General features: G+C 36.0%; 14 protein-coding genes, 2 pseudogenes and 1 riboswitch. Of the genes and pseudogenes, 7 read left to right on the top strand and 9 right to left on the bottom strand.

Going from position 1 to position 16,561, the window contains the following annotated elements; genetic code table 11:
* Positions 1–67 precede the first annotated feature (67 nt).
* Complete coding sequence (locus tag A9G31_RS00270) at positions 68–334, top strand: YkgJ family cysteine cluster protein (protein ID WP_065559914.1); 267 nt, start codon at positions 68–70, stop codon at positions 332–334.
* Between the two features lie 203 nt (positions 335–537).
* The gene (locus A9G31_RS00265) at positions 538–1,980 is read left to right on the top strand and encodes an amino acid permease (protein WP_065559913.1); all 1,443 of its coding nucleotides are present in this window, start codon (positions 538–540) and stop codon (positions 1,978–1,980) included.
* A 117-nt stretch (positions 1,981–2,097) separates the two neighbouring features.
* Here the strand turns inward: A9G31_RS00265 and infA are convergent, their stop codons facing one another.
* From infA to bamD, 6 genes and pseudogenes are all read right to left on the bottom strand, one after another.
* Entirely contained in the window at positions 2,098–2,316 is a 219-nt protein-coding gene (infA, locus tag A9G31_RS00260; RefSeq protein ID WP_025315083.1) for a translation initiation factor IF-1, read from the bottom strand.
* 222 nt (positions 2,317–2,538) lie between these two features.
* Entirely contained in the window at positions 2,539–3,192 is a 654-nt protein-coding gene (gene nadD, locus A9G31_RS00255; protein ID WP_065559912.1) for a nicotinate-nucleotide adenylyltransferase, read from the bottom strand.
* Positions 3,186–4,190 carry a DNA polymerase III subunit delta gene (gene holA, locus A9G31_RS00250; protein ID WP_065559911.1) on the bottom strand — a complete coding sequence of 335 codons (1,005 nt, stop codon included), beginning with the start codon at positions 4,188–4,190 and terminating at the stop codon, positions 3,186–3,188. The genes nadD and holA overlap by 7 nt, the downstream gene beginning before the upstream one ends.
* A 7-nt stretch (positions 4,191–4,197) precedes the next feature.
* Complete coding sequence (gene lptE / locus A9G31_RS00245; protein WP_065559910.1) at positions 4,198–4,692, bottom strand: LPS assembly lipoprotein LptE; 495 nt, start codon at positions 4,690–4,692, stop codon at positions 4,198–4,200.
* Positions 4,693–4,727: 35 nt separating this feature from the next.
* On the bottom strand, positions 4,728–7,310 hold the full coding sequence (gene leuS / locus A9G31_RS00240; protein ID WP_065559909.1) for a leucine--tRNA ligase: 2,583 nt from the start codon (positions 7,308–7,310) through the stop codon (positions 4,728–4,730).
* Between the two features lie 345 nt (positions 7,311–7,655).
* Positions 7,656–8,378: pseudogene (gene bamD / locus A9G31_RS00235) on the bottom strand (outer membrane protein assembly factor BamD); the annotation flags it as partial.
* 92 nt (positions 8,379–8,470) lie between these two features.
* Here bamD and rluD point away from each other — a divergent pair.
* Both rluD and pgeF read left to right on the top strand, forming a co-directional pair.
* Positions 8,471–9,445 carry a 23S rRNA pseudouridine(1911/1915/1917) synthase RluD gene (rluD, locus tag A9G31_RS00230; protein ID WP_065559907.1) on the top strand — a complete coding sequence of 325 codons (975 nt, stop codon included), beginning with the start codon at positions 8,471–8,473 and terminating at the stop codon, positions 9,443–9,445.
* A 5-nt stretch (positions 9,446–9,450) separates the two neighbouring features.
* On the top strand, positions 9,451–10,221 hold the full coding sequence (pgeF, locus tag A9G31_RS00225) for a peptidoglycan editing factor PgeF (RefSeq protein ID WP_065559906.1): 771 nt from the start codon (positions 9,451–9,453) through the stop codon (positions 10,219–10,221).
* Between the two features lie 36 nt (positions 10,222–10,257).
* Here the strand turns inward: pgeF and A9G31_RS00220 are convergent, their stop codons facing one another.
* Both A9G31_RS00220 and queD read right to left on the bottom strand, forming a co-directional pair.
* On the bottom strand, positions 10,258–10,872 hold the full coding sequence (locus A9G31_RS00220; RefSeq protein ID WP_141671308.1) for a 7-carboxy-7-deazaguanine synthase QueE: 615 nt from the start codon (positions 10,870–10,872) through the stop codon (positions 10,258–10,260).
* Positions 10,873–10,874: 2 nt separating this feature from the next.
* The gene (gene queD / locus A9G31_RS00215; protein WP_065559904.1) at positions 10,875–11,297 is read right to left on the bottom strand and encodes a 6-carboxytetrahydropterin synthase QueD; all 423 of its coding nucleotides are present in this window, start codon (positions 11,295–11,297) and stop codon (positions 10,875–10,877) included.
* A 3-nt stretch (positions 11,298–11,300) separates the two neighbouring features.
* A riboswitch (PreQ1 riboswitch) is annotated at positions 11,301–11,346 on the bottom strand.
* Positions 11,347–11,631: 285 nt separating this feature from the next.
* Between queD and clpB the strand changes: the two genes are divergently transcribed.
* The 3 genes and pseudogenes from clpB to A9G31_RS00200 form a co-directional block, all read left to right on the top strand.
* Positions 11,632–14,202 (top strand): ATP-dependent chaperone ClpB, encoded by a 2,571-nt coding sequence (clpB, locus tag A9G31_RS00210; RefSeq protein WP_065559903.1) that lies wholly within the window; start codon positions 11,632–11,634, stop codon positions 14,200–14,202.
* A 438-nt stretch (positions 14,203–14,640) separates the two neighbouring features.
* Positions 14,641–15,348 carry a purine-nucleoside phosphorylase gene (deoD, locus tag A9G31_RS00205; protein WP_065559902.1) on the top strand — a complete coding sequence of 236 codons (708 nt, stop codon included), beginning with the start codon at positions 14,641–14,643 and terminating at the stop codon, positions 15,346–15,348.
* Positions 15,349–15,382: 34 nt separating this feature from the next.
* Positions 15,383–15,913, top strand: a pseudogene (locus A9G31_RS00200) (MFS transporter); the annotation flags it as partial.
* A 33-nt stretch (positions 15,914–15,946) separates the two neighbouring features.
* Here the strand turns inward: A9G31_RS00200 and A9G31_RS00195 are convergent.
* The coding region (locus A9G31_RS00195) for an IS5 family transposase (protein ID WP_065559901.1) at positions 15,947–16,561 on the bottom strand (615 nt) is incomplete at its 5' end.

The raw sequence follows: 16,561 nt of genomic DNA, 5'->3' as shown, positions 1-16,561 counted from the left end.
TTTTACCGCTAACTTGCTATTGTCACCATCAAAATTTATTGAATAATCTTAAAATAAAGGAAATACTATGATAGATTCACTCCAATGTCGAAAAAACTGCGGTGCCTGTTGTATTGCTCCTTCAATTTCATCAGCCATCCCCGGTATGCCTAAAGGTAAGCCAGCTGGTATTGCTTGTATTCATTTAGATAACAATTATCAATGTAAATTGTTTTTGCACCCATCAAGACCAATAGTCTGTGGTCGATTAAAACCTTGTATCGAAATGTGTGGTAATAGCCGTTCGCAAGCATTGAATTATTTAACTCAATTAGAACAGCTAACTAAAGGTTAAGTATTGTATATATTTAACAAAACGGTTCTATTATTAGAATTATTTATCTCGCCATCATCTTTTTTTGATACACTTCCACTCATTTTATTTATCTGTAATGATTAATATAAATTTTTAGCTGCCTATTTGGCTGTTAAATAATGTGAAGTATAAAAATTTATGCTCCATAAGATTTACTCTCCTTAACAAAGAAGAATATTGATATGAAAAACAAATTAAAACGAGATTTGAAGGCGCGTCACTTAGCCATGATCGCCATTGGTGGTTCAATTGGCACAGGGCTATTTGTTGCCTCAGGAGCAACTGTTGCTCAGGCAGGTCCCGGTGGTGCTTTGCTTTCGTATGCCATTATAGGTGTAATGGTGTACTTTTTAATGACTAGCTTAGGGGAACTTGCTGCATATTTACCTGTTTCAGGCACCTTTGCAACTTATGGTTCACGTTATGTAGATGAAGCGTTTGGTTTTGCCATTGGTTGGAACTATTGGTATAACTGGGCAATTACGGTTGCGGTTGACCTAGTTGCCGCTCAGCTAGTTATTTCTTATTGGTTTGATGCCGGTCCTTATAGCTGGTTATGGAGTTTATTGTTTTTAAGTATCATCTTTTGCTTAAACTATATTTCAGTTAAAGGCTTTGGTGAAGCTGAATTTTGGTTTTCATTAATTAAAGTCGTCACCGTTATTGTTTTTATTATTGTTGGTTTATTAATGATTATTGGTATTTTCCATGGTGCCGAAGGTGCAGGTTGGCAAAATTGGACCATCAAAGAAGCGCCTTTTGCCGGTGGTTTTTCAGCAATGATTGGTGTAGCAATGGTAGTTGGATTTTCATTTCAAGGTACCGAATTAATTGGTATTGCAGCTGGTGAATCAAAAGATCCAGAAAAAAATATTCCTAAAGCTATGCGACAAGTCTTTTGGCGAATACTGTTATTTTATATCTTTGCGATTTTAGTCATCAGTTTAATTATTCCTTATACTGATCCTAATTTACTACGTAACGATGAAACCGATATAAGTGTTAGTCCATTTACCTTAGTATTTGAACATGCAGGATTATTATCAGCTGCGGCATTAATGAATGCAGTTATACTGACTTCAGTATTATCTGCGGGTAACTCAGGACTTTATGCTTCAACTCGTATGCTTTATGCTCTTGCTAAAGAAGGTAAAGCACCTAAAATCTTTGCAAAATTATCATCATCAGGTGTACCCCGTGCAGCATTATTAGCAACGACGTTTGTAGCCATGCTTTGCTTCTTAACGTCGATGTATAAAGATCAGGTTGTTTATTTGTGGTTGCTCAATATGTCTGGTATGACCGGTTTTATTGCTTGGTTAGGAATTGCAATTAGCCATTACCGTTTTAGAAAGGGTTACCTTATACAAGGTCATGATGTTAATCAATTACCATATAAATCAAGCTACTTCCCATTTGGTCCTGTTTTTGCTTTCGTATTATGTTTAATTATAACACTTGGCCAAAATTACGAAGCCTTCCTACAAGATACTATTGATTGGAATAGTGTAATTGCAACCTATATCGGTTTACCATTATTTTTAATAATTTACTTTGGCTATAAAATAGTTAAAAAAACAAAATGGGTTCAATACGATCAAATGAACTTTTCTAAAGATGATTAACTCACTAGTTTAGTTTAAATATCTCACTTCTCCGTCGACTTTTGTCGACGGTTTTTTTATTAAAAAAGAGAGAAATAAACAGTTATATAGCGATAAAAGTTTATTCTGATAACGATATTAGCGACTTCGGAAGATGATGCGTGCTTTAGATAGATCGTAAGGTGTCATTTCAACAGTAACTTTATCACCAGTTAAAATACGAATATAGTTCTTACGCATCTTACCAGAAATATGTGCAGTAACGACATGACCATTTTCAAGTTCCACACGAAACATCGTATTTGGAAGAGTATCAAGTATGGTTCCTTGCATTTCAATGTTATCTTCTTTTGCCATTGGGGCCTCTTAATAATAAGTACAAATTAAATATACTCAACTAACTTTCCTCGTCTAAGCACATAGTGCAAAGGTATCGCATTGCGCTTTTATGTCACCTATAAAGTATTTTATTCGATGACAAAGTAAAGTTAAGTATAAACACAAAAAGCTGAGTTTAAAATAAATAAACACAGCGGCGAAATAATGCCGAAAAAACTGACAGATGTAAAGCCCTTTCTACTATTTCTTTGCAGTATAAAGGCCTTGCTGATGAATATAATGCCACACTTTGGGTGGTAACAAATTTTCACAACTGGCTTGGTTGTTAATATTTTGCCTGATCTCAGTAGCTGAAATATCTTCAAGTGGCGTATGTGCAAAAAAGATATAACCATGTGGTGAATTGTGTAGATCTTTAACGTTTGTGGTATTATGCACATCAATCCATTGTTGTAACTCAATGTTATCAGTTTTTTGGGCATAACCTGGTCTACGGCAAATTAGTAAATGGCAATAATCAAGCAGCGTTTTCCATTTATTCCAAGTCGGTAAACTCAATAATGAATCTTGTCCCATAATAAATGCCAATCCTTCACTATTCCCATTTTCTTGTCGCCAGGCTTGAAGCGTTTCGATAGTATAAGAAGGACGTGTTGAAGTTTCAGGTAAGATCTCTCTTACATTCAACGCAAATAATGGTAAACTTTCGATAGCCAATTTTAACATTGCCAAGCGTTGTTCAGTACTCGCTTCGGGTTGTGGTTTATGAGGAGGGATATGATTAGGCAATAAACTAATTTGCTTTAATCCGACTTCATTTGCTAACGAAATAGCAGGGCGAAGGTGTCCATAATGGATCGGATCAAAAGTTCCTCCTAATAATGCAGTTAACATTTATCTAATCCCATAAATTGCATCGATAAATTAAACATTGCGTCCCATATTCGTGCTTGGTTATCATGCTTTAAACTGATTTCGATCTCTGTCAATTTGGCTAATAAATTAAATAGGTCATTAATATCGCAACGGTTTAGATAACTGGTATATATCGTTCTTTTATTTTGCCAAACCTTATATTCATCGAAAACTTGTTTTAATGATTTTTGTTGCAATCCTTTTTTTAAATTGATCATCAATATCAATTCACGTTGAACAATCCGCAATAAAATTAACGGCTCAAATTCATTTATTTTTAACTGTTGTAAAATATGAATGGCTCGTTTTGTTTTATTGGCAATCATCGCATCAGTCCAATGATATGGTGTAAATATTGCCGAATCATTTATATTATTTTCGACTTCATCATAAGAAATGCTCTGATTAGGATACAACAACTTAAGTTGTGCAATAATTTGTGTTAATGCTAGTAAATTGCCTTCATAATAATAGCAAAGCAGTTCAATTGCTTTTGGTTCAATGGTGATTTGTTGTTGTTGCAAATGATTTTTGATCCATTGTGGCAACTGTAAAGTATCGGGTGTAGTGCAATTGACAACCACCAATTTATCCGATAAAGCTTTATACCAAGTAGCGTTTTCTTGCGATTTCGTAATTTTGTTAAGTGTAATAACCAGCGCAATACCAGGGGTTAAAACCTCACTTAGTGTATTGAGTTTGGTAGTGATAGCTGCGTTTAATGAACCCTCACCAAAATCAAGAAAAATCAGAGTATTTGCAGAAAATAGATTCATAGCCTGACAGCTATCATAAATCGCTGTCCAATCGGTTTGATTATCAATTACAAAAGTAAGTTGCTCATCAAATCCTTTTTGTAAAAAGGATTTGCGTAACTCAGTTTGCACATAATGCTGTAAATAGGGATCACTACCTAAAATTAAATAATAGGGTGCCCCCACTTTATTGTTAATTTGATCGGCACTAATTTTAATCATGTCAACGTTAATTTACTGCATGGATCGATTTTAATTTACGGATGACTTGTTTAGCCGCTTGTTTAAACATTTCGTTTTCAATTAAGTCTTGTTCAACCGTCTTAGCCAAAGCTTCAGCTGGATTATCAAAAAACGTTCTAAACACGCGTACGCTTATTGGATAAGTCTGTTGACCAGAAACAATAACTTGTGCTTCAACCGTTAACACTAATTGATATTCGGCAGCTTTACCATCTTGATAAATCGAGATGGTATTGCGACTTAGATTTTCACTTACCATTTTTAACAATGGTACCTGACCTGAAGCATTATTATTCGTTATTGTCACATCATTATCGTGTAATAATTCTTTAATATTGCGAGACAATCTTCCATAAGGGTCATAACTTATGTAAGACATCGTTTTAAAACTTTCTGGCACTTCTGTCTCATGTTGTAAGTGAAATCCACATCCTGTTAAGGATATTGTTAATAACATAATTAATGCTAAATATTTTTTCATATCAATAACCGCCTAAATTTAGTTATCAAACAATATTAACCAACAACAAGATTTAATAATTTACCCGGTACATAAATCACTTTACGGATAGCAACATCACTCAAATATTTTTGGATGTTAGGCTCTTGTTTTGCTTGTGATACAACAAAATCTTGATCGGCATCGGCAGGTACAATAAATTTACCGCGGACTTTGCCATTGATTTGTACAACAATGAGTTTCTCGTCCTCAACCATTGCCGATTGATCAGCAACGGGCCAAGTTGTATTATCAATCAATTCGTTGTGACCTAAAGCTTGCCACATAACAAAACAAGCATGAGGCATCATTGGGTAAAGTAATCGAACAATAGCATTTAAAGCTTCACTCATTAGAGCGCGATCTTGCTCTGTTTCTTGCGGTGCTTTTTGTAAGCGATTCATAAATTCCATCACAGCAGCAATAGCAGTATTAAATGTTTGGCGGCGGCCAATATCATCACTCACTTTCGCTATGGTTTTATGTAATTCACGACGTAATGATTTTTGTTCACTATCTAGAGCTGTAACGTCTAGTTTTGCTGCTACACCTTTTTGGGTATGTTCATAAACTAAACGCCATACACGTTTAATAAATCGGTTTGCACCTTCAACGCCAGATTCTTGCCATTCTAGTGTCATATCAGCAGGTGATGCAAACATCATAAACAATCGAACGGTATCAGCACCATATTTTTCAACCATTTCTTGCGGATCGATACCATTATTTTTTGATTTTGACATTTTGGTCATACCGGCATGAACTAGCTCATTGCCATGACTATCGACAGCTTTAGCAATGCGACCCTTATCATCACGTTCAATAGTGACTTCAGTTGGCGAAACCCAAATACGTTCATTTGTTGGGCTGGTATAATAAAATGCATCAGCTAATACCATACCTTGGCAAAGTAGACGTTTTGCTGGTTCATCTGACGATACTAAACCAAAATCACGCATTAATTTATGGAAAAATCTAAAATAAAGTAAATGCATAATGGCATGTTCAATACCACCAACATACTGGTCAACAGGCAACCAATAGTTTGCCGCCTTTTCGTCTAACATACCTTTGTCGTAGTTTGGACAAGTGTAACGAGCATAATACCAAGAAGATTCCATAAAGGTATCAAACGTATCGGTTTCACGTAGTGCAGGTTGACCGTTAACGGTTGTCTTAGCCCAGTTAGGATCTGCCTTAATTGGACTGGTAATACCATTCATTTCAACATTTTCAGGTAAAATAACTGGTAATTGGTCTTCTGGTGTTGGTATGGTTGTACCATCTTCCAGCGTCACCATTGGGATTGGTGCACCCCAATAACGTTGACGCGAAACACCCCAATCACGCAAACGGTAATTAACTTTACGTTTACCAATACCTAATGCAATCAACTTATCAGCAACAGCATTAAATGCTTGATCAAAATCAAGACCATCAAATTCGCCTGAATTAAATAACTTGCCATGCTCAGTATATGCTTTTTCAGAAAGATCTGGTGCGTTACCGTCTTGAGTTAAAATAACAGGATTAATTGGTAAGTTATATTTTGAAGCAAATTCATAATCACGTTCATCGTGCCCAGGCACAGCCATCACTGCACCTGTACCATATTCAATTAACACAAAATTAGCAATCCAAACAGGGACTTTTTTTCCTGTTAAAGGATGGATAGCATAAAAGCCAGTTGCAATGCCTTTCTTTTCCATGGTTGCCATATCGGCTTCGGCTGTTTTGGTATTTTTACATTCAGCAACAAATTCAGCAATTTTAGGATCGTTTTGGGCTGCTAATTGTGCAAGAGGGTGCTCTGCGGCAACAGAGACAAAACTAACGCCCATTAATGTATCAGGACGAGTTGTATAGACGCGTAACTTATCTGCATAATTTTCAACAGCAAAATCAAACTCAACACCTTCAGAACGACCAATCCAGTTACGTTGCATGGTTTTAACTTGTTCTGGCCAACTTTCAAGCGTATCCAAATCATTAAGTAGTTCTTCGGCATATTCGGTGATTTTAATAAACCATTGTGGGATTTCTTTGCGCTCAACAGGGGTACTACAACGCCAACAACAACCTTCAACCACTTGCTCATTAGCAAGTACGGTCTGATCATTAGGGCACCAGTTAACTGCCGATGTTTTTTTATAAACTAAGCCTTTTTCATATAACTTAGTAAAAAACCATTGTTCCCATTTATAATATTCAGGACGACAAGTAGTAACTTCACGATCCCAATCATAACCAAATCCTAAAAGTTGTAATTGCTTTTTCATATAAGCAATATTTTCATAGGTCCATTTTGCAGGTGCAGTATTGTTTTTAACTGCAGCACCTTCAGCAGGCAAACCAAACGCATCCCAACCGATTGGCTGTAGTACATTTTTACCATTTAAACGTTGGTAACGTGAAATGGTATCACCAATGGTGTAGTTACGAACATGACCAAGATGCAAACGCCCAGAAGGGTAAGGTAGCATCGATAAGCAGTAATATTTTTCTTTTGATGAATCTTCAGTAACGTGAAAGGTTTTATTTTCTTGCCAATGTTTTTGTACTATGGCTTCTATTTCATCTGGGCGATATTGTTCTTGCATGACGAGTTAATGTCCTATCTATTATTGCTAATAAAAATATGTTGCTAATTGTATTGGTTATTGATTCGTTTTACAAACGATATATGAAGTAAGATATTGATTTCTTGTTATGATAAATTCTAAGTTATTAAGCATATTTTATTGCTGATATTTAATAAATGACAAAACTTTAATAGGTTAAGGTGAAAGGTAAACAACAAGTTAAATTAATTGCTATTTAAGTGTGATTAAATAGCAATTAAAGAAAGGTAGGTATCTTAATTATAAAACAGCCTAACCACCATTAAAGACGCTGGTAATGCGCGATAAGAACGAGCGTTGTTCTTCTTTAGGCATGTTTTCAAGATTTGCTTGAATTAGTTGATCAACTTTTTGGGTTTCATCAACTAAGCCTAATTCATTATAAGCATTACGCATTAAAAGCAATGCTTCTTTCGTTGAATCGGTATCTGGGAACATAATTAACATTTCTGTTACGCGATTAATCACAGCTACATAGGCACCGCGTTTTGTATAGAATTGTGCGACTTTTAACTGATAGCGAGCCAATCTATTTTTCAAAAATACAAGGCGTTTTTGCGCATCGGCTGCATATTGACTGTTTGGAAAACTAGACAATAAATAAGAAAAATCCTTAAATGCAGCTGAAGCATAATCGGGGTCGCGATCTGAACGATCAACATTAAACCAACCTTGGATCATATTGTCATCTTGTGCCATATTTGAAATGCCACGCATATAAATAACCCAATCAATATTTGGATGCGTTGGATTCAATTTCAGAAAACGGTCAATTGACGCAATTGCTAACGGTAAGTCAGCTGATTTATAGTAAGCGTAAATCAAATCAAGTTGAACTTGTTGAGAATAAGGACCAAAAGGATAATTTTTGTCCAAGGACTCTAATACAGTAATACTGGATTTAATATTACCATTTTCAAGCTCAGATTTCGCTTTATTATGTAGCTCAATCTCGGGTACATTTTCAACATCGGGCTTGGAAGAAGTACAGCCAATTAGTATGCCACTTAAAGCGATAGCTAACAAAGAGTGTAAACGCAATTTCATTCAGTTTTTGATCCAAATATAATTAAACATTAAAGGCAATGATTAGTATATAATACTCTAAAACATAACAGCTTAAAATAGATAAATTACACATGCACGAGTTAAAATTATCAACCGAAATTAAACAAAGTCAACTAGGAATGCGTTTAGATCAAGCATTATCCGAGCTTTTTCCTGATTATTCACGCTCAAGGATAAAAGATTGGATTATTAATAATAAAGTTACCGTCAACAATGTTATCGTTAATAAACCGAAAGAAAAAGTGCTCGGTGGTGAGATCATAACTATCAATGCCGAAATTGAACAAGAAACTTATCACCAACCAGAAGATATAAAGCTTGATATTGTTTACGAGGATGATGACATTTTAGTGATTAACAAACCTCGTGATTTAGTTGTGCATCCTGGTGCTGGTAATCCTGATGGCACGGTATTAAATGCCTTATTGCATTATTTCCCTGAGATAGCACGTGTGCCACGCGCAGGTATTGTGCATCGTCTAGATAAAGATACAACAGGGCTAATGGTTGTAGCTAAAACTATTATGGCGCAAACACATTTGGTCGAATCACTTCAACTACGCGAAATTACACGCGAATATGAAGCTGTAGTCATGGGGATTATTACCGCAGGAGGAACCGTTGATCAGCCTATCACGCGTCACCCAACCAAACGCACTCATATGGCTGTATTCCCAACGGGTAAACCATCGGTTACGCATTATAGAGTGATGGAAAAGTATCGCCTACATACACGTTTACGATTGCGCTTAGAAACAGGGCGAACTCACCAAATCCGCGTGCACATGGCACATATTGCTCACCCACTAATTGGTGACCCTCTTTACGGTGGAAGACCAAGACCGCCTAAAGGGGCTAGTGAATCCTTTATTCAAACCTTACGTGATTTTAATCGCCAAGCATTACACGCTACCATGTTGCGATTATATCATCCTATAACAGGTGAACAAATGGAATGGCATGCTCCTATTCCTGAAGATATGCAAAAGTTAATACAAGCTTTACAAGAAGATACCGAACAGCATAAAGATGAACTAGATTGGTGATGAATATGATTAAATCGATTTACCCATATTGGGCAGCTCCTAAAAATATTCATGCTTTTACTACAACAAGGACTGGTGGCGTTAGTTTAGCGCCATTTGCAAGTTTAAATATGGGAAATCGAACTGGTGATAATTCAGAACATATTGCTGAAAACCGCCGAAGAATTATTCAAGCCGAACAAATACCAAGCGAACCGTATTGGTTGACACAAACTCACAGCACAACAGTGCTTGATATATCGCAAATTGCTTTACAACCTCCAACAGGTAACGTCGATTCTTATCAAACTTTTGAAGCTGATGCATCATATACCAATCGACCTAAGCAAGTTAGCGTGGTGTTAACCGCAGATTGTATGCCTGTACTTTTTTGTACAACAAAGGGCGACGAAGTTGCAGCTGCCCATGCCGGTTGGAGAGGATTATGTAATGGTATATTAGAAAAAACAATCAAAAAATTCTCAAGCTCGCCATCAAACATCATTGCTTGGATGGGACCAGCCATTAGTGTCAAAAAATTTGAGGTAGGTATTGAAGTCAAACAACAATTTGAAAAAGTCGATCCAAAAGCACAAGAAGCATTTAAATTGATCAACCCCACTGAACAAAAATACCTAGCTGACTTATATCTAATTGCTAAACAACGCTTACAAGCAGTAGGAGTAACGCAAATTTTTGGTGGTGATTATTGTACTTGTACTGAACAAGATGAATTCTTCTCTTATCGACGTGAAAATAAAACAGGCAGAATGGCATCAATGATCTGGTTTGAATAAATTACAAAAAATATTAAATTAGCCAATAACTGTATATTATTCAATATCTGCAAATTTATGGCTTTGCACACTCAAAAGCCATTTATTATTCAGTCGATTTTGGTTGATTTTTCCTAACAACTCTATCGTTTCAAACATATTAAATGCACCATCTTTTTCACAAGGAGATAGATAATAGCGTTTGGCTTGAATATGAGTTTCGATATATTGGCAAAAAGGAATAAAATCGCAGTGATTTTCGGCTACTATGCGTACTTCATTTGCTATTGGTTGTACTATTTTTTGATAGCGTGACTGATAACAAAATTTAGGGCTTAGCGCAATATAATCAATAAGCGGGTCGACTTTACCAAGACCGTTGCTTTCAATGGCGATAAAATAACCCGCTTTTTTAAGTAGCAAAAGCAATTCAGGTAACGCTTTAACCATTGTAGGTTCGCCACCTGTAATAATAATATTTTTGCTTTTATATTTGCTCACTTTAGTCATTAAAGCATCTAACGTGAATCGAGTAAATTTGCGAAAATTAGTGTCACACCAGGCGCAATTTAAATTGCATCCTGCAAAACGAATAAAAACGGCAGGCATGCCAGTATTATAACCTTCGCCTTGTAAGGATTCGAAGATTTCAACAATACGAAATTCAATCATCATTAACTCCGATGATATTCACAATATGAAGTTGGCGTTTCCCATAGTTTGATCATCGAAACAGGCAAATATTGCGATAAGCAATCAAAAATAAATTTACTCATTCCTTCTGCGGTGGTTCTACATGGAAAGGCAAAAATTTTACGATCTATTTCTTGTAGTAACGACGCGATACGGCACTCATTAGGGTTATGTTGATTGTAAAGATAGGCGTGATCTAACGGATCGACAATATGTTGTTTAACTATTAGCTTTAAATCGGCATAATCCATCACCATATCTTGGCTTGAGCCGTTATCAATAAGCTCTCCGCTAATTTCAACTAATAGGCGATAAGTGTGGCCGTGCAGATTATGACACTTTTTATTGTGCCCATCTAGCATGTGACAAGCATCAAATTGAAACTCTTTGGCTATTTTGAACATTTTATATTCCTAGTTTTTTTTCGTGGGATGGGTTACGAACCACGGTTAGCGAACCTAACAAAATAAAGGTAACAATATAAGGGATAAAAGTGAATTTGTCATCTTACCAGCATATCTTAAAACGAAATTTAGATGTAATTGCTTGAATTGCAAACAGCTTTATTTTTATGTCAATTAATTCTTACATACTTGATAATTTTGTTGTATAAATTTTGTAAAAAATATTTTAACTTTGCTCTTGAAATTTAGGTTGCAACACTCATTTAGATCACATGCAAATGGATTAAATGTGTTAAGCGTTTAATCCAAATTTATTGCTCAGGAGATAAACACTATGAGGTTAGATAAACTAACAAATAAGTTTCAACAAGCTTTAGCTGATGCGCAGTCAATGGCATTAGGTAAAGACAATCAATATATAGAGCCTGTGCATGTCCTATCAGCCATGCTTAATCAAGAAGGGAGTAGTGTAATGCCTTTATTGATTGCAGCAGGTGCAAATATTGTTAATTTACAACAAGAATTAGCTCAAGCTATTGACCGATTACCCCAAGTTCAAGGTGTGGGTGGAGATGTTATTCCATCGCAAGATTTTGTTCGAGTATTAAATCTTTGCGATAAATTATCCCAAAAGAACGGTGATAGCTATATTTCATCAGAACTCTTTATATTAGCCGCTTTAGAAGATAAGGGCAGTTTAGGTGATCTTCTTAAAAGATCAGGTGTTAATAAAGATAAATTTAGCCAAGCAGTTAATCAAGTAAGAGGTAGCGATAACGTGAACGATCCTAATGCAGAAGATCAACGCGGTGCACTTAAAAAATACACCATTGATTTAACTCAACGAGCAGAACAAGGTAAACTTGATCCTGTTATTGGTCGTGATGAAGAAATTCGTCGAACTATTCAGGTATTACAACGTCGTACTAAAAATAATCCAGTATTAATTGGGGAACCAGGTGTAGGGAAAACTGCTATTGTAGAAGGATTAGCACAACGCATTGTTAACCGTGAAGTCCCTGAAGGATTACGAAATAAACGCGTTTTATCATTAGACATGGGGGCATTAATTGCTGGTGCCAAATATCGAGGGGAATTTGAAGAACGCCTAAAAGCCGTGCTTAAAGACTTAGCAAAAGAAGAAGGTCGCATTATATTATTTATTGACGAAATCCATACCATGGTTGGCGCAGGAAAAAGCGATGGAGCAATGGATGCTGGTAATATGTTAAAACCCGCATTAGCTCGTGGTGAATTACACTGCGTGGGAGCAACAACGCTTGATGAATACCGTCAATATATTGAAAAAGATCCGGCGTTAGAGCGTCGTTTCCAAAAAGTCTATGTTGCCGAACCAACAGTTGAAGATACTATCGCTATTTTGCGTGGTTTAAAAGAACGTTATGAACTGCATCACCATGTGCAGATAACCGATCCTGCAATCGTAGCTGCGGCTACATTATCGCATCGTTATATTTCTGATCGCATGTTGCCCGACAAAGCGATTGATTTAATTGACGAAGCCGCATCAAGTATTCGTATGCAAATGGATTCAAAACCAGAATCTTTAGATCGACTTGAAAGGCGCATAATTCAACTTAAACTTGAACAACAAGCGCTTAAAAAAGAATCTGATGATGCGAGTAAAAAGCGACTACAAATGTTAAATGATGAACTTTCTGAAAAAGAAAAGGAATATGCTTCACTTGAAGAAGAGTGGAAGTCAGAAAAGGCAGCTGTTTCGGGGACTCAAAACATCAAAGCAGAACTAGAAAAGGCACGTACTGAAATAGAGCAAGCTCGTCGAGCTGGCGACTTGAACAAAATGTCAGAATTACAATATGGCAAAATTCCAGAGCTCGAAAAGAAACTTGCTTCAGCAACGCAGTTAGAAGGCAAAACCATGAAGTTATTGCGTAACAAAGTGACCGATAACGAAATTGCAGAAGTATTATCTAAAGCGACAGGTATTCCAGTTTCTAGAATGCTTGAGAGCGAAAAAGATAAACTATTGCACATGGAAGATGCCTTACATAAACGTGTAATAGGTCAAAATGAAGCAGTATTAGCGGTTGCAAATGCGATTCGACGTAGCCGAGCAGGGCTTTCAGATCCAAATAAACCGATTGGATCATTCCTATTCTTAGGACCAACTGGTGTCGGTAAAACCGAGCTTTGCAAATCATTGGCTAACTTTATGTTTGATAGCGAAGATGCTATGGTGCGTATAGATATGTCAGAGTTTATGGAAAAACACTCCGTTGCTCGCTTAATTGGTGCGCCTCCAGGTTATGTTGGATATGAAGAAGGGGGGTATTTAACCGAAGCAGTTAGACGACGACCATACTCAGTAATTTTACTTGATGAAGTCGAAAAAGCACACCCAGATGTCTTTAATATCTTACTGCAAGTCTTGGATGATGGGCGCTTAACAGATGGTCAAGGTCGCACAGTTGATTTTCGTAACACTGTCATAATTATGACATCAAACTTAGGTTCTGACCTAATTCAAGGTCAAGTTGAACTAAGTTATGACGAAATGAAATCTCTAGTGATGACGGTTGTAACCAAACACTTTAGACCAGAATTTATCAATCGTATTGACGAAACAGTGGTATTCCACCCATTAGGTCAAGAAAACATTAAAGCGATTGCAAAAATTCAGTTAGCACACGTTGAAAAACGTTTAGAAGAACGTGGTTACCAATTGGATATTTCGGATGCGGCACTTGAACAGTTAGCTAAAGTTGGCTTTGACCCAATTTATGGCGCAAGACCGTTAAAACGAGCGATCCAACAAGAGATCGAAAACCCATTGGCACAACAAATACTGTCAGGTAAATTAGTCCCGGGTAAAACTATTCATCTAGATTTAGAAAGTGATGAAATTGTAGCTAAACAATAGCAATAACATTAATGATCAACCGACCTAAATGGTCGGTTTTTTTATGCCGTCAAAACGGCCGAAATCACAACACCAAACAAAATCTCAGTCCGCTATAATCAATTGATTTAGTTAAAAATAAAAAATTCAATAAAATCAATGGTCTATCGGAGCAATTTTATATCAAATAAACCCACAATACTGCAAGAAAAAATATTCCAAATGCATACCCATTTAAATCTATCCAATTACACGGCAACTTATTAATTAATTTACTAATAATTGCATAAACTATTTAAATTTTTCATATTCTTCATTTTTATTTAACTTTAGTTACTTAAGGACAAATAAATTTATAAAAATGTGGCATAGAACATGGGCTTCGGACTTATGTCCTAGTTAAAAGGAAAAAAACATTACTATAATTATGGTTAATTCTTCAACTGTTTAGGAAAAATTATGACAGCACATATTAATGCAAAGACAAATGATTTTGCTCAAACTGTTATTATGCCAGGTGACCCTTTACGAGCGAAATTTATTGCTGAAACTTATTTAATTGATGCCAGACAAATTTGTAATGTACGTAACATGTTAGGGTATACCGGAACATATAACGGTATTCCAGTTTCAGTAATGGGACATGGAATGGGGATTCCGTCAATTACACTTTATGCTCATGAATTAATCAATGACTTTAATGTAAAGCGCATTATCCGTATCGGTAGTTTAGGTGCAACACAACACAGTGTAAAAATGCGTGATGTTATTTTAGCGGTTGCTGCTGGTACCGATTCAATGACCAATCAAAAAAGAGCAAATGGTTATAATATTGCTACTTCTGCTACTTTTTCTTTATTGTACAGTGCTTATGAGTCAGCTAAAACATTGGATATTCCCGTTAAAGTTGGCAATGTTTTTAGTGGTGATCTTTATTATGATCCTGATGAATCGTTAATTAGTACTTTAGAAAAATCGGGCGTTTTAGGTATCGATATGGAAGTTGCTGGTTTATATGGTATTGCTCAACAATTCAATATTGAGTCTTTAGCAATTTTAACTGTTTCAGACCATTGTCTAACCGGTGAGGAAACCACAGCAGAAGAAAGGCAACTGACATTCAATAATATGATTAAACTTGCTTTGCAAGTTGCTATTAAGCCTTAAATTATCATGCTAAATCATTTTTCAGGATAATATTATGAAAAATAAGATATCACTTACATTAATTAGTTTTTTAGCTAATTTTATTATGGCCGGTTTTGCCAGCCAATTTGGTATGTTAATAGAGCCGATTGCTCAATATTTTAATGCTGATGTCAATTCAGTTGCATTTATCTATTCTTTACTTAATGGTGGTGCGTTAGTCGGTACAATTTTAGCTTTTTTCTTAATTGATATTATTGGTATCAAACGTATTACTTTATTGAGCTATATCCTTATTGTTGTGAGTACATTGCTCTTATACTTAACCAATTCATTGATTATATTAAATATATGTATGTCATTAATTGGTTTGTGTGGTGGTGTTGGGCTATGTATCGCAGGAACAATTGTTGTTTCTATTTGGCAAGATAAAGTCCAAAGCACTATGTTAGTAGTACAAGATGCAACGTTCAACATTGCTGGTGTTATCTTTCCGCTTATTACTACATATTCTTTAACTCATGCGCTATCGTGGGCAAGTAGTTATTTGACTGTGGGTATTATTGCTGTGTTGATGTTAGTTATTAGGGGCTGTTGATCTTTGCTGTACATAAATTACTCAACAATACATTGGCAGCCACATTAACATAAATGCCAGTGATACCATACTGGCATAATTCCTTTCTAACTTATCGTATCTAGTTGATATTGAACGATATTGCTTGATTCTAGCAAAGGCATTCTCGACTAAATGACGATAGCGATAAAGGCACCTATCCATACTGCTTTTATCTATATCCTTACCATAATTACGTTTAGCAATCACCGTTCGTCCGCCTTTTTGACGAACAAAGCACCGAAAAGGCTCGCTGTCATAACCTTTATCGGCTATCACTGTATTGACTTCATCGAGCTTTTCAACTAGGTTTTCTGCATAAGTGATATCATGTCGTTGTCCTTCAGAAAGCTCAAAACAAATAGGCAAACCACCACTATCAACCGCAAGATGAATTTTAGTTGAATTACCACCACAGCTCTGACCTATTTGCTCGGAATACTCCGTTGCAGCGCCTGTACTATGTTGATGAGCCCTGATAATCGAGCCATCTAGGAACACCCATTCAAAATCCGCTAGTTGTGATAAATGTTTGAAAATATCAACTAATATTCCTTTTTTAGACCACAAATTAAATCGCCTATAGACAGTGCTCCATTCACCAAACTCTTCTGGCAA

Origin of the sequence: Gilliamella sp. Gris1-4 (assembly GCF_001690335.1) — a bacterium.
Lineage (GTDB): Bacteria > Pseudomonadota > Gammaproteobacteria > Enterobacterales > Orbaceae > Gilliamella > Gilliamella apicola_P.
This window is presented reverse-complemented; position numbering and strand designations above follow the sequence as displayed.

Bases quoted from the DNA above. Each gene is read 5' to 3' on its own strand.
- A9G31_RS00270 (WP_065559914.1), top strand. From the start codon at position 68: ATGATAGATTCACTCCAATGTCGAAAAAACTGCGGTGCCTGTTGTATT.
- A9G31_RS00265 (WP_065559913.1), top strand. From the start codon at position 538: ATGAAAAACAAATTAAAACGAGATTTGAAGGCGCGTCACTTAGCCATG.
- infA (WP_025315083.1), bottom strand. From the start codon at position 2,316: ATGGCAAAAGAAGATAACATTGAAATGCAAGGAACCATACTTGATACT.
- nadD (WP_065559912.1), bottom strand. From the start codon at position 3,192: ATGTTAACTGCATTATTAGGAGGAACTTTTGATCCGATCCATTATGGA.
- holA (WP_065559911.1), bottom strand. From the start codon at position 4,190: ATGATTAAAATTAGTGCCGATCAAATTAACAATAAAGTGGGGGCACCC.
- lptE (WP_065559910.1), bottom strand. From the start codon at position 4,692: ATGAAAAAATATTTAGCATTAATTATGTTATTAACAATATCCTTAACA.
- leuS (WP_065559909.1), bottom strand. From the start codon at position 7,310: ATGCAAGAACAATATCGCCCAGATGAAATAGAAGCCATAGTACAAAAA.
- rluD (WP_065559907.1), top strand. From the start codon at position 8,471: ATGCACGAGTTAAAATTATCAACCGAAATTAAACAAAGTCAACTAGGA.
- pgeF (WP_065559906.1), top strand. From the start codon at position 9,451: ATGATTAAATCGATTTACCCATATTGGGCAGCTCCTAAAAATATTCAT.
- A9G31_RS00220 (WP_141671308.1), bottom strand. From the start codon at position 10,872: ATGATTGAATTTCGTATTGTTGAAATCTTCGAATCCTTACAAGGCGAA.
- queD (WP_065559904.1), bottom strand. From the start codon at position 11,297: ATGTTCAAAATAGCCAAAGAGTTTCAATTTGATGCTTGTCACATGCTA.
- clpB (WP_065559903.1), top strand. From the start codon at position 11,632: ATGAGGTTAGATAAACTAACAAATAAGTTTCAACAAGCTTTAGCTGAT.
- deoD (WP_065559902.1), top strand. From the start codon at position 14,641: ATGACAGCACATATTAATGCAAAGACAAATGATTTTGCTCAAACTGTT.